Origin of the sequence: Mucilaginibacter metallidurans (assembly GCF_003286435.2) — a bacterium.
GTDB lineage: Bacteria > Bacteroidota > Bacteroidia > Sphingobacteriales > Sphingobacteriaceae > Mucilaginibacter > Mucilaginibacter gossypii.
Genome location: NZ_CP043449.1, coordinates 6,192,718 through 6,204,611 on the forward strand (window position 1 = coordinate 6,192,718; position 11,894 = coordinate 6,204,611).

15 protein-coding genes are annotated in these 11,894 nt (G+C 42.3%); 7 read left to right on the forward strand and 8 right to left on the reverse strand.

The window, feature by feature from the left end:
• Position 1: 1 nt before the first annotated feature.
• Entirely contained in the window at positions 2 to 1,090 is a 1,089-nt protein-coding gene (locus DIU38_RS26530) for an acyltransferase family protein (RefSeq protein ID WP_112653100.1), read from the reverse strand.
• Positions 1,091 to 1,425: 335 nt separating this feature from the next.
• On the opposite strand from DIU38_RS26530, the gene DIU38_RS26535 reads away from it, so the two are divergent.
• Both DIU38_RS26535 and DIU38_RS26540 read left to right on the forward strand, forming a co-directional pair.
• Complete coding sequence (locus DIU38_RS26535) at positions 1,426 to 1,869, forward strand: hypothetical protein (RefSeq protein ID WP_112653101.1); 444 nt, start codon at positions 1,426 to 1,428, stop codon at positions 1,867 to 1,869.
• A 288-nt stretch (positions 1,870 to 2,157) separates the two neighbouring features.
• A complete protein-coding gene (locus DIU38_RS26540) occupies positions 2,158 to 2,667 on the forward strand; it encodes a DUF695 domain-containing protein (protein WP_112653102.1) in 510 nt (169 codons plus the stop codon).
• A gap of 56 nt (positions 2,668 to 2,723) precedes the next feature.
• Here the strand turns inward: DIU38_RS26540 and DIU38_RS26545 are convergent, their stop codons facing one another.
• The 5 genes from DIU38_RS26545 to DIU38_RS26565 form a co-directional block, all read right to left on the reverse strand.
• Positions 2,724 to 3,275 carry a DUF4256 domain-containing protein gene (locus DIU38_RS26545; RefSeq protein WP_112653103.1) on the reverse strand — a complete coding sequence of 184 codons (552 nt, stop codon included), beginning with the start codon at positions 3,273 to 3,275 and terminating at the stop codon, positions 2,724 to 2,726.
• Between the two features lie 194 nt (positions 3,276 to 3,469).
• Positions 3,470 to 4,051 (reverse strand): YdeI/OmpD-associated family protein, encoded by a 582-nt coding sequence (locus tag DIU38_RS26550; protein ID WP_208057699.1) that lies wholly within the window; start codon positions 4,049 to 4,051, stop codon positions 3,470 to 3,472.
• A 9-nt stretch (positions 4,052 to 4,060) separates the two neighbouring features.
• Entirely contained in the window at positions 4,061 to 4,450 is a 390-nt protein-coding gene (locus DIU38_RS26555; RefSeq protein ID WP_243770652.1) for a DoxX family protein, read from the reverse strand.
• Positions 4,451 to 4,458: 8 nt separating this feature from the next.
• Positions 4,459 to 4,926, reverse strand: coding sequence for an SRPBCC family protein (locus DIU38_RS26560; RefSeq protein ID WP_112653106.1), 468 nt, complete (start codon positions 4,924 to 4,926; stop codon positions 4,459 to 4,461).
• 1 nt (position 4,927) lies between these two features.
• Positions 4,928 to 5,248, reverse strand: a complete 321-nt coding sequence (locus DIU38_RS26565; protein ID WP_110584255.1) for an ArsR/SmtB family transcription factor — start codon at positions 5,246 to 5,248, stop codon at positions 4,928 to 4,930.
• 274 nt (positions 5,249 to 5,522) lie between these two features.
• Here DIU38_RS26565 and DIU38_RS26570 point away from each other — a divergent pair, with 274 nt between their 5' ends.
• Positions 5,523 to 7,016: a nicotinate-nucleotide adenylyltransferase gene (locus DIU38_RS26570; protein WP_091174899.1), complete on the forward strand. Its 1,494-nt coding sequence runs from the start codon at positions 5,523 to 5,525 to the stop codon at positions 7,014 to 7,016.
• A gap of 181 nt (positions 7,017 to 7,197) precedes the next feature.
• On the opposite strand, the gene DIU38_RS26575 is transcribed toward DIU38_RS26570, so the two are convergent.
• On the reverse strand, positions 7,198 to 7,674 hold the full coding sequence (locus tag DIU38_RS26575; RefSeq protein ID WP_112653107.1) for a hypothetical protein: 477 nt from the start codon (positions 7,672 to 7,674) through the stop codon (positions 7,198 to 7,200).
• Positions 7,675 to 7,678: 4 nt separating this feature from the next.
• Positions 7,679 to 8,641 (reverse strand): heme-binding domain-containing protein, encoded by a 963-nt coding sequence (locus DIU38_RS26580; RefSeq protein WP_112653108.1) that lies wholly within the window; start codon positions 8,639 to 8,641, stop codon positions 7,679 to 7,681.
• A 204-nt stretch (positions 8,642 to 8,845) separates the two neighbouring features.
• On the opposite strand from DIU38_RS26580, the gene DIU38_RS26585 reads away from it, so the two are divergent.
• The 4 genes from DIU38_RS26585 (at position 8,846) to DIU38_RS26600 (ending at position 11,880) form a co-directional block, all read left to right on the forward strand.
• Positions 8,846 to 9,868 (forward strand): sensor histidine kinase, encoded by a 1,023-nt coding sequence (locus tag DIU38_RS26585; protein ID WP_112653109.1) that lies wholly within the window; start codon positions 8,846 to 8,848, stop codon positions 9,866 to 9,868.
• On the forward strand, positions 9,865 to 10,644 hold the full coding sequence (locus tag DIU38_RS26590; protein WP_112653110.1) for a LytR/AlgR family response regulator transcription factor: 780 nt from the start codon (positions 9,865 to 9,867) through the stop codon (positions 10,642 to 10,644). The genes DIU38_RS26585 and DIU38_RS26590 overlap by 4 nt, the downstream gene beginning before the upstream one ends.
• Before the next feature lie 163 nt (positions 10,645 to 10,807).
• The gene (locus DIU38_RS26595) at positions 10,808 to 11,623 is read left to right on the forward strand and encodes a sterol desaturase family protein (RefSeq protein ID WP_112653111.1); all 816 of its coding nucleotides are present in this window, start codon (positions 10,808 to 10,810) and stop codon (positions 11,621 to 11,623) included.
• A gap of 59 nt (positions 11,624 to 11,682) precedes the next feature.
• A complete protein-coding gene (locus DIU38_RS26600) occupies positions 11,683 to 11,880 on the forward strand; it encodes a hypothetical protein (protein WP_112653112.1) in 198 nt (65 codons plus the stop codon).
• Positions 11,881 to 11,894 lie beyond the last annotated feature (14 nt).

Consider the following 11,894-nt stretch of genomic DNA (forward strand, 5'->3'; position numbering starts at 1 on the left):
ATTAGAAATTTACAGAATCATCTACTGCTTGTAATTTTAAACGCTTCCGGTCTTTCCAGCCTTTTATCCAGTCTTTTGCTGGAATTTCAATGAAAAAATAACAGGCAATAGAAATACAAATAAGCGCAACCAAAAAGGTATAAAATTGTAGTTCGGGATTTACAACCCGTATTTTTTTGAAGAAAAAGCTAAGGAAAGATTTTATTGGATGTTGAAGGATGTACATACTATAGCTTGCTTCGCCCAACAGTATCAAGTATTTGTTTGAGAAAACCTTTGTGATTTTTCCGTTATTTAAGGCCAATAATAAAATGAGGGGAGCAAACAATACGGCCATTAACCCATCATGAAAGCTTAAGTAATTATTAACGGATAATACGACTAATAAAGCAATAACAATAAATGTAATGTGCAAGTCATAGTTCGCCTGTCTTTTTGCCGACTTTAAATAAACAAACCCGAGAATATTGCCAATCATAAATTCATTAATATGCATTAATGGAAAATAGAATAATAGGTCATGAATGGTAGATGGCGGAGCTGCATAATATGGTGACCGGTAAAGAAAGTTTAGTAGCACCTGAGTTGTAAGCCATAAACACGAAACCAATATGGCGACAGACTTAAACGAGAATCTACTATAGTAATAATTGAAAAGCAATGGAAACGCTACATAAAACAAAGCCTCAACGGATAATGACCAGCCCGGGGCGTTAACCTTACTGATATAACCAGGGAACCATGATTGAATAGCAAACAGCTGTAATATAAATTCCTTCACAGGTAGCGTATCAATGATCAATAACCTGAGCGCTGCCAATATAAGCGCAAAAAGATATACCGGATATATCCTGGCTATTCTGTTCAAATAATAATTCCCCGGCTTAACTTTAACGGCTTTTTGCTGGCCATAGGCAATGATCATTACAAATCCGGATAATATAAAAAAGTAACTCACGCCAACATTTGCCTTGCTGAAAACATTATGTAAAACCGGCAAATTAAATGGCCAAATATCACTCTTGGCGTGATATACAACAATAGCGACCGCTGCAAGAAACCTGGTAAAAGTAAGTTGGTTTAATTTCATATAAGGCAGAATATGTTAAGCTGAACAACGAGACAACTTTTTAACCAACTGTCAGCAAGAACCGCGTTTTAATTAAATAAATGCCTCAGAGTTTAATTCAATTTCAGCATACTACAATTTGTTTCCCGTTTTGTTTGGCTTAAGTAAATTTTAATTAAAAAATGTGCGGGTGCTGGAAATCTCGCACCGATTCACATTAACCCTTCAAACTAAAACTCCTTAATAATTTCGATTAACCTTGCCCATGTCGCCGGCAATGTTATTGTAAACAGCATCGCATTGATTGTACTCATCAAAACTGTTATATTAGGATTGACCTATTAACATCTGACTAAATGCTCAATTCTTCAACTATCACTATTGAAACAGAAACAGGGGAACAAGAAATTTATATAAGTCCTTTTTTATTGCAATCCAAAGAGCCGCCCAATCTTAAGTCTGGAACTATTGAGAAACTTTATTTTTATAAAGATTTAAATGACGATGCTTATAAAGCAACTTTGGCTCTTGAGCCGATGAGGCACCTGTTTAAAACAGATGATTACATACTTAACCTGGGGCAGAATTTTGAAAACTATTATTTGGGTAGCTTTCATATTGATTTTAAAAACCGGCGTTGCTGGCAATGGGAAGGCAAACCCAATATGCTTACAGAACAAGACGTAAAAAGCCTGGGCGAAAATCTTTTTAATCCAAATGTTAAATCACGGCCATTTACTTTATTTACACCTACCCGCCCCCCTGATTTTAACACCGGAAGATTAAGATATAAGATATAGATAAGGCCAATCATTTAGATCTCGCCGGCATCCATTATAGCTAATGCCCTCAAAGCCCCCCTACTGGTCGAAGTTTAGCGCCAGCGTAACTTCGTTCCCCCAATAAAGCAAGCATCCTGCTTGAAATCTGAAGCATTACACGGAGACTCCGCCAGATAAAAATAAAGCCTCCCTATACCATAAAGTCAACCAGTGAACTTAAACCATATAATGCGTCGGGAACCCAATACCACTTGTTTTAGCCACATTGAATATCTATTTTAGCATCGCATAATACTAACCTTATCCATGCTACATTTCTTGCGCCTTATCATAGTTGTTTTGCTACAATTGCTAATATTGGGTTGTAAGGCCCAGAACAAGCATGCCATTTTCCCTCCCGAAAGTTTTTCGGTTATTGAAGCAAAATTACCAGACGGGAGGCCTGTTATTGGATCTGTTAACACTGCCTATAAAAATTACGGCCAAAAGAAAAGCTATCCGTGGTGCCTGCAAATTCACGTTGCGCTTAAGCATGATAGTGTTATGAAAAATGGACTACCGCTTGAGTCAGAAATAGACGTTGCTAATACGCTTGAGGACGAATTAATCAATGAAACGGGTAAAGTAGTAACCTTGCATTACATTGGTCATGTCTATAACGATTCCTTCTTAGATGTTTATGCTTATATTGATCATCCCGAGAAAGCAAACGAATATCTTCAGAAAAAAACAAAAGCGCCCGATGTAAAGCGTGGGTTTTCATTTGAAATAAAACAGGATAAAGAATGGGTAGAGGTTAAACCGTTTTTAGAGTAAGTACATGACCTCTTATATTTAACTTCCCAACTCAAGCGACTGTACAAAAGAAAAACTCAAATCCTCAACGCCCCCCTAAACCCTCTGGCAGCATAATATGACTCCGCCCCATTGTGGTAAATAAATATGGTACCATAACGAAAATCGGCGAAGATGGCCCCGCCGAGCTTCCTGATATCGGCCGGTGTTTTGATCCAGCTTGAGGTTTTAGTATCAAACCTTCCAAGCTTTTGCAATTCGCGGTATTGTTCTTCATTTAAAAGTTCAATGCCCATATCCTTCGCCATTTCAACAGCGCTGTTTCCGGGCTTGTGTTCTTTTCTGGCTTCCAGCGCTTCATGATCGTAGCAAACACTTCTGCGGCCTTTGGGACTTTCTGCAGCACAGTCGAAAAAAATATATTCGCCCGTATTTTTATCGTAAGCAACAACATCGGGTTCTCCGCCGGTTATTTCCATTTCATTAAGTGACGATAGTTTTTCGGTATCGGCTTCCAGCTTGGCCTGTACCCCGGCCCATTCTATGCCGGTGTGACGGTTCATGTTTTTCTCAAAACGGGTTTTTAGTATGCCGATAAGTTCTTTCTGTTGTTCTGGTGATAGCTTCATATTTATTGCAGGTTATGGTTTATTGGTTTTTAGGTAATTTTTCAATTCCCCTCTTGAGAGGGGGCGCGATGGAGTGAGTGATAGCAGGGGTGTGTTTATGCGGCGGATTTATCAAAAGCAGAGCCCCCCTCCACACCCTCTCAAGAGGGGAATCGCACAGGCCCTCCGCTTTTTATTCTTCAAAACGGGCTGCATTACAAATCATTCAATCCTTTACCGTTAAGGATTTGTGGCATCCATTTTTCAACTCTTGCCTCGCGGGTTGAGGCCTGTTTAGGTTGGGAAAAATGAAGGAGATATGCTTTTTGCCGTCCGGGTGTTAATGCTTCAAACGCGGTTTTAAGGGCGGGTATGGTATTTAATTTTTGTTGAAACTCGTGAGCGACGGCAAAATCTTCCGTCTGCTTTAAATTTACTTTTAGTCCTGCCTTTTCCACCTCAATGGCTTCATAAATATAGGCTTTCAGGATACTCCTTTGCCCGGCTATTTCCTCGGCATTGGTAAACCTGATTTGCCGCGCGGCTTGTACGTTTTCGGTTTGCTGAATAAGGATGTTATGGGTATCACTTAATAAAGCTCCCTTGAAAAATAAAAGCGCGCAATATTCTTTAAATACATGGATCAAAACGATGTTGCTTTCCCGAAAGGTATAACAGGGACAGCCCCATTTTAATTCTTCGGTCAATCCGCAATCAAGAACAACCGATCTCAATTGCTCTACTTCTTCCTGCCACTTCCCGGCTTTATTAAAATAAAAATCAACTTTGGGGTTCATATCGTTCATTTATTGGTTTCCCGAAATTACTTTTCTTTCGGCGGGTCTGAAATACCATGATATTACAGTAAGTACCAGTAATAGCAGCGCGGGAAATATCTCAGCTATAGCATTCCCCGCTGCAATATGCGAAAAAATCGCGCCCGACATAGCAAAGAAAAAACCCGCGTACGCCCATTCCTTTACCACCGGAAATTTAGGAATCAATACTGCTATAACGCCCAAAACTTTCCAAATGCCCAATATAGTCAAAACATAACCCGGATAGCCTAAATGCGCCAAACTGTCGGCCCCTCCTGCCCCGGCCTTCACTTTTAATAACTGTACCATTCCTGTTGATATCATCCCTAAAGCAAGCCAGATGGTAGCTATCCAATAGATAATTTTATTCCGTTTCATGATATGTGCTATTTCAATTTGTTTACTGCTTCCTGCAGGCGGTTATGGGCCATATTTATACCATAGGCAAAAGGCAGCTTAAGCATTTGGTCCCTCAGTTCGGGTGTTCGGTAAACCACATGCATATTGAGCTTGCTGGTATCGTCGGTAAGTTTTTCAAACTCCAGGAACTCGAGTTGCACATCAAAAGGCGCGTTATCCATTTCAAACGTACGGGTGATCTTTTGACCAGGAATAAACTCATGAATAGTTCCGTTGGCTTTGAAAACTACATTGCCATGCGGGTCTTTTGTTTCAAACTGCCAGCTGCCGTGCTTTTTGTTTTCCAGCTTCAAAACCTTTGTTCCCATCCATTGCTCAACAATTTCGGGCTCTATATAGGCTTTAAAAAGCAGTTCGACAGGCAGTTCAAATACTCTTGTTATGGTTAAGTCCTGTTTGCCGTTTTCGGCATCAATTTTTGTTTTCTTTTCCATGTTATTTGCCTTTGTAGTTTTTCATAATGTCTTCTAACTTGTTGAAACGCTCTTCCCACATTGCGCGGAACGGTTCAATAAAATCGGCCACATCTTTCATTTTTTCTGCATTGATATGATAATAAATCTCCCTGCCGTTTTGCTCCTGTTTAAGCAACTCGCACTCGGTAAGTATTTGCAGGTGTTTGGAAACAGTGGGCCGGGCGGTGTCAAAGTTTGACGCAATTACACCAGCGGTCATCGCTTGTGTGGCAACCAGTAAAAGGATGGCCCTTCGGGTTGGGTCGGCTATGGCTTGAAATACATCTCGTCTTAAATTCATCGTGTAGTTATTTGACTACAAATATAAATGTAGCCATTTAACTACGCAAGTTTTTTGTTTTATTTTTTACTGGAACCTTTACCTGATGGCCCTCAGTATCAAGCCAAAATATCTGTCAAAAACACATTAATTTATTTTCTGAACGTAATAAAACGGGCCGATTGCTTATTTTGTAATACATTCTTAACACGCCTTCGCTTAAAAAAGTGTAATTTTAGACCTTCTTAGCAAGGTTATACTACTGGTAACAGTAAACTATAATAATTTAATGGGTATGAATGCCATTCACAATAAAGATATTGGGACCAAACAAAAAGCGCTGGCCATTAATCTTAACCCCGAAATTTATGGCTCATTTGCCGAAATAGGTGCCGGACAGGACGTAGCAGCAAACTTTTTTAAAGCCGGGGCATCATCCGGCACCATAGCCAAAACCATGTCGGCCTATGACATGCTTTTTTCAGATGCCATTTATGGGGTACAACAAACCCGCCGTTATGTAAGCGAACCGCGGCTGATGGCCATGCTTGGTCATGAATATGGCCTGATCATTGAACGCCTTGGTACGCAGCGTGGTGACACTTCAACTTTTTTTGCTTTCGCGGATACCATATCGGCCCTCAATTACAACAAAACAAATGAAGGCCACGGTTGGATGGGCGTACGCTTTCAGCTGGAGCCGAACGGGCAGTACAATGATGTGGTGATCCATGTTAAGCTGCTGGATAACGATAATAACCTGCAACAGCAGGCTGTGGGGATATTGGGTGTAAACCTGATGTATGCCTGCTTTTATTATAATGAGATTCCACCGGTATTCCTGCTTTCGCTGATGGATAACCTCTCGCGCGACAGGATCCAGATAGACATGATCCGCTTTGAAGGACCAAACTTTACCAAAGTTGATAACCGGCTCATGAGCCTTCACCTGGTAAAATACGGCTTTTCGGATGCGGCGCTATTTGGGCCCGACGGTAAAAACCTGCAACCATCTGAAGTTTTATACAAAAAGCATATCGTAATGGTGCGCGGCCGTTTTCGCCCGGTTATCAACGTGCATATGGATATGCTGAACACCGGTGTTAAACAGTTTTTACAGGAATCGGATGTTGATAAGGAAAACGTTGTTGTTGTTACCGAGCTTACCCTCCAGGCCCTGAAAGAACGTAACGCCGATATCAATGCCGATATAGACGAGAAGGACTTTCTCGATCGGGTAGACATCCTCGGCTCACTGGGCCAAACGGTGATGATCTCTAATTTTCACGAGTATTATAAACTGGTGGCCTATCTTTCAAAGATCACCAAACTTAAAATGGGCGTGGTCCTTGGTTTCCCTAACCTGGAGTACATTTTCTCGGAAGAACATTATAAAGATTTGCCGGGTGGCATCTTGGAATCGTTCGCCACGTTGTTCAGTCGTAAGGTAAAATTGTTTATATACCCTACCCTGCGCGATGGCGTGATCTGGAATTGCCTGCGTTTTTACCTGCCGCCACACCTGATTGACCTGTACCGCTACCTGATAGCCAACAATAAGATAGAAGACATCAGGCATTATAACGAAAACAACCTCAACGTTGAAACCGACAATGTGCTTGAGCTGATAAAACTGGGCGCCGATGGCTGGGAAGAGTTTGTGCCGCCCGAAGTTGCTACCATAATCAAAGAACGCCGCCTGTTTGGATATGCCTCCGGGTTAGAACCGGTAAAAACACTTGATGTGCCTCCGGTGGATGGTGATCGTACAGAAATAGATATAGCTTAAAGCTAAAAGCATAAGGCTCAAGGCTTTTTTTAAATCCCCTTTTGAGAGGGAGCGCGGAGGGGATGAGCGGTAGCAGGGGTGTGTCTTTGCGATAGACTTATCAAAACAGAAACACACTCCCTCCACTCCTCTCAAGAGGGGAATCGCACGGCCCCAAAACTGTAAAAAGCTCATTCTATTGCTACGGCAAAACAGAAGGCTTTTGCCCAAGGATATATTTAATCCTTTCAGACTGGCCCGAAGTATCTGCTTTTAAGTCGAGAGACTTGCCATTAAGTTGTTGATAATTAACAGCGACGCTATTACCAGACGATGTAGTTTTAATCACTTCCACCGATTCAACATTTGATGGGATCTTTGCGCCAAACCAATGATCGTCATCCTGTTGCTTCCAGGTTACTAATGTAAATACTTCATTAGCGCCAACTGTTTTGTTTCCATCAATTGCCGATTTCAAAGCCAGGTCATTCCCGTAAAGTGTTGAGGCTGTTCCTTTGGTCTTATTAACAAATGAAGTGATTACCTTCAAACCATCGAGGTTATATTTCGGGGATGATGGCAACGCAGCTTTGGTGTTGTACAATTCAACCGGTTTGTTATCGGAGCAGGCCGCAAATGTTAAGCTGCATACAGCGAATAAACTATATAATGCTTTCATGGGTTTAGTGTTTAATTGGTTGGGTAAATACAAAATCTTCGGCAGCCATCGGCTTGTGGCAATTCATACATTCTGTGGTAAACATGACATTTGAACCGCCGTACGGCACCATCTTCGGGGTCTTAAACCTCGCCCATCCCCAGCCATAGGTAGATGCATATTTTTTATCGTCTTTTATCATGTACTCCACTTGTTTAAACTCGCCGGTATGAGTGGTCCCATCTTTATCCTGTAGTTGTGCCCAAGCCACTTTGGCAAATATGGTGCCGTTTGGCCATGGGTGGATCTTGTTTTCTTTGATAGCTTTCACGGCAATATCATTACCGAAGATTACGCGAAGGGTGTTATTATCAAATCGTTCAGTTGTACTGATGGGCTGCCAGTTTTTATAATCGGGGATGTATGAGATGCCGTTGGCCGCTATTGGCAATTTGCTTACTGCTGTTCTGTTTTTTTGCCAATACTGATATTGCCTGTCGGCGGCATTGATAACCGCCGTATCGGCAGGCTTGCTGTGAACCATTGAAGCAAGATAGTTCTTCAAAACAGCAAGATCGGCTGCAGATACTTTTGCGCCGGTATGAACAGCGGTATAACCCGGCAAAGGCATTGCTCCGGCTATTATTTGATTTACCGACTCCCAGAGTTTGCCTTTCTGATCTGCCGGCGCGAGCCTATTCCATTCGGAAAAATTAAGGTCGGCCCTGCCCTGTTTGATATGGGATGCCACCCCCCAGTAAATGGGAACTATTTTATCGTACCAGCGTAAATTGGTGTTGTTTGAATGGCAATCATAACAGGCACGTTGAATAATAGCCTTAACATCTGCCGGGGCTTGCAGGTCGCCCGTTACCGGCGGGTTAGGAACATCCGGGCGCACAAACTGGATGCACAAAAAGCCTGCAAATAAAATCAGGATGATAAGGAACGCTTTTCGTTGATACAAGGGTTTTCTGTTAGTTTTCATAGCCATTCGGTTTGCAATGCAAAGAAAACTACAATCCTTTATAATAAATGTAACAATTAGTTGGGCGGGTGCAAATAATCGTTGAATTAGAAAAAAAGGAAGTTGAGACTACAAAACATGTCGTTTTGATGCTTCACCTCCTGATATTTCAGCTTCGCCCTGCTATATGAGTATCACCAATAAATATTAAATTAGCTTTGCCTGATGGATAAAACCGAAAAACGCATTTGCTGGTATAGCTCGCTGCTCGTCGGACTCATGATGAATTCGGGCAAACTGCTGGCCCTGCGCGAAAACGGCATCATAGCCCGCTACTGGCATTTCAACCTGGGCGAATGGAGCTTCCAGCTTCTGTATAACATCGTTTTCTGTTTTTTGATGTTTTATTTGAATTTAAAGGAAGGTGGTGCGCTTTCTGTATACCGCAATCAAAAAAAGCATGTAATGTATGTGCTGGCCAATATTATTATTGTGGTGCCATCCATTGTCGTCGGGGTCATTTTACAACGCGTTTTATTTGTTTATCAAAGTGTTCCGGGCGGCCTTGCACTTGGGTATTTTACCCGCTTTGCCCTAAGCATCATACTGATTAGCATCGTTATAAAAATAATTTTATTGCTGCGCGAAGCAAGGATGAGGGAAACAGAAAACCAACTGCTAAAAAACGCGCGGATGCAGGCCGAACTTGAACTGCTTAAAGAACAAATGAACCCGCATTTCCTGTTCAATTCATTAAGTAGCTTATCGGGAGTAATTGGCGAAAACCCGGCATTAGCACAGCAATATGTAAAAGAATTATCCACCGTTTTTCGTTATGCGCTTATTAAGGGAAAAACAAACCTCGTAACGCTGCAGGATGAGTTGACAATGCTCCGGTCATTTGCACAGCTTATAACCCTGCGCCTGGAAAATGCCTTTAAGCTTGATATCAATGTTGATAGTGCCCGGCTCAATAATGAACTCCCTCACCTCTCCTTGCAACCCCTGCTTGAAAACGCCGTAAAACATAATGCGGCAACCGTTACAAAACCACTAACAGTTAGCATTAATATGGATGGCGACCTGCTCGTTATCAGTAATAATTTACAAGAGGTCTCCTCGCCCGAAAACAGTAACGGCATAGGGCTGGCCAACCTGAACGAACGTTTCAGGATCATGACAGGCCGGGAGATAGAGATCATAAAAACGGCCGGCCGGTTTATTGTTAAATTGCCCTTGAAAGTATGAGACCTCTACGTGTAGTTATAGTTGAAGACGAAGCGGCAACAGCCCGCAACCTCGCCCGTTTATTAACTGCAATAAATGATAAAATAGCGATAGCTACCACACTCCCATCAGTAGCAGAAAGTGTGACCTGGTTCAGTGATCAGGCAAATAGTTATGACCTCATATTTATGGATATCCGCCTGGCCGACGGCATATCTTTCGATATTTTTAAGCAGGTGGCTATTACCAAACCTGTAATTTTTGTTACTGCTTATAATGACTATGCGCTTCCTGCGTTTAAAAACAACGGCATCGATTATATCCTAAAGCCATTTGATGAGCAGGAAATAGCCCGCGCATTGCAAAAACATAATGATTTCTTTGCATCGAACCGGGATGAAGCTCCTGCTTGGGCAGTTGAAGCACTGCTTCAGCAGATTAGCCATCTTACTCGTTCCTATAAAAAATCGTTCCTCATCCATTTTCGTGAAAAACTGATCCCGGTTGAAGCTCTTAAAATAGCCTGGTTTTATACCACTAACGAAATTGTTTATGCGCATACTTCAGATGCCCGTCAATACATTATGGAGTTCACCATGGAACAGTTGGAACTGCAGCTTGATCCGCGGCAGTTTTTCCGCGCCAACCGCCAATTTATTATTAATCGCGATGCTATAACCGAGGTAGATTTCTATTTCAACGGCCGATTCTCTATCAAAGTAAAGCCGGAACCGGCCGAAAGAATACTTATCAGCAAGGCCCGCGTTCCCGAATTTAAAAGCTGGATGAACCGCTAAGCACTTCGCCCCCTGCTTTTGCAGCTTCACCTGGATTTGCCGTGCCCTCCCCCATTTTTCCTTCCACTTTTGTAATGCCGACGCGGGTAGATCTGTGTCGGCGGATATCAAAATAGTCAAGTCACTGTTTACGTGTCTCACACAAACTTTAAAACATTAAAAAATGAAACATCAAATTGGCCCATACCGAATTTACATCCTGCTGTTTCTGTTGATGCTGGTTACGATCGAAATTATCTGGAGCTGGAAAAAAGACCGGGGCGCTTACGAGGTTAAAGAAACGTTTGCCAACCTGGCTGTATTTGCCGGCTTCCAGTTTTCCAAATATCTTTTTGCCGGTTACCAGTTAGCTGTATTAGGATTTTTCGCCGGCCTTTCACCTCTAAAAATGCCGCATAACGTTTGGATATTTTCATTAACCTTCATCACAGTCGACTTTATTTATTATTGGTTCCACCGCATCTCGCATGTTTGGAAACCGCTTTGGGCATTTCATCTTATCCACCACTCGGCTATGCACATGAACTTAACGGCAGCTTACCGGCTCAACTGGTTTTCGGCAATTATCAGTCCCTTGTTTTTTATACCTGCTGCTTTGCTTGGCTTACCTACCGATTTCATCGTGATCTCCTACGTGCTGAACCTGGCCTATCAGTTCTTTTTACATACCGAAGCTGTAGGCACGCTCGGCATTATTGAGCGGATAATGGATACGCCTTCGTCGCATCGGGTACATCATGGTAGTAATCCAATCTATATCGATAAAAACTTTGGGGGAGTATTTATCATCTGGGACAGGTTGTTTAACACTTATCAGCCCGAAACCGAACCTGTAAAGTACGGCTTAACGACCGGTTTTTTGAGCCATAACCCATTTAAACTGGTTTTGCAGGGTTTTGTCATTTGGTTTAAACCAGCAAGTTCATCCGCGGTAAAAGAAAGTTCAACGCTGCCTTTGGAGGCTTCACCCCAAAAGTAAAAACCCGTTACCGACCCAATAGTCATACCTGTAAAAATCAAATTTAAATCATTGAAATCATGAAAAAGATCATTTTAATCCTTTGTCTCGCTGTCGCAGGCATCACCAATGCAAATGCTCAAACGGTAATTGTAAGGCGCCCGGTACGCCGGGTGGTGGTAACACCGGCACATACAGTTATTGTTAGACCCGTAAGGCGTGTTGTTGTTGCCCGCCCGGTTGTTGTAACCCGCCGCCGGGTGGTGGCACACCATTAAATCAGTATAAAATC

Bases quoted from the DNA above. Each gene is read 5' to 3' on its own strand.
- DIU38_RS26530 (WP_112653100.1), bottom strand. From the start codon at position 1,090: ATGAAATTAAACCAACTTACTTTTACCAGGTTTCTTGCAGCGGTCGCT.
- DIU38_RS26535 (WP_112653101.1), top strand. From the start codon at position 1,426: ATGCTCAATTCTTCAACTATCACTATTGAAACAGAAACAGGGGAACAA.
- DIU38_RS26540 (WP_112653102.1), top strand. From the start codon at position 2,158: ATGCTACATTTCTTGCGCCTTATCATAGTTGTTTTGCTACAATTGCTA.
- DIU38_RS26545 (WP_112653103.1), bottom strand. From the start codon at position 3,275: ATGAAGCTATCACCAGAACAACAGAAAGAACTTATCGGCATACTAAAA.
- DIU38_RS26550 (WP_208057699.1), bottom strand. From the start codon at position 4,051: ATGAACCCCAAAGTTGATTTTTATTTTAATAAAGCCGGGAAGTGGCAG.
- DIU38_RS26555 (WP_243770652.1), bottom strand. From the start codon at position 4,450: ATGAAACGGAATAAAATTATCTATTGGATAGCTACCATCTGGCTTGCT.
- DIU38_RS26560 (WP_112653106.1), bottom strand. From the start codon at position 4,926: ATGGAAAAGAAAACAAAAATTGATGCCGAAAACGGCAAACAGGACTTA.
- DIU38_RS26565 (WP_110584255.1), bottom strand. From the start codon at position 5,248: ATGAATTTAAGACGAGATGTATTTCAAGCCATAGCCGACCCAACCCGA.
- DIU38_RS26570 (WP_091174899.1), top strand. From the start codon at position 5,523: ATGAATGCCATTCACAATAAAGATATTGGGACCAAACAAAAAGCGCTG.
- DIU38_RS26575 (WP_112653107.1), bottom strand. From the start codon at position 7,674: ATGAAAGCATTATATAGTTTATTCGCTGTATGCAGCTTAACATTTGCG.
- DIU38_RS26580 (WP_112653108.1), bottom strand. From the start codon at position 8,641: ATGAAAACTAACAGAAAACCCTTGTATCAACGAAAAGCGTTCCTTATC.
- DIU38_RS26585 (WP_112653109.1), top strand. From the start codon at position 8,846: ATGGATAAAACCGAAAAACGCATTTGCTGGTATAGCTCGCTGCTCGTC.
- DIU38_RS26590 (WP_112653110.1), top strand. From the start codon at position 9,865: ATGAGACCTCTACGTGTAGTTATAGTTGAAGACGAAGCGGCAACAGCC.
- DIU38_RS26595 (WP_112653111.1), top strand. From the start codon at position 10,808: ATGAAACATCAAATTGGCCCATACCGAATTTACATCCTGCTGTTTCTG.
- DIU38_RS26600 (WP_112653112.1), top strand. From the start codon at position 11,683: ATGAAAAAGATCATTTTAATCCTTTGTCTCGCTGTCGCAGGCATCACC.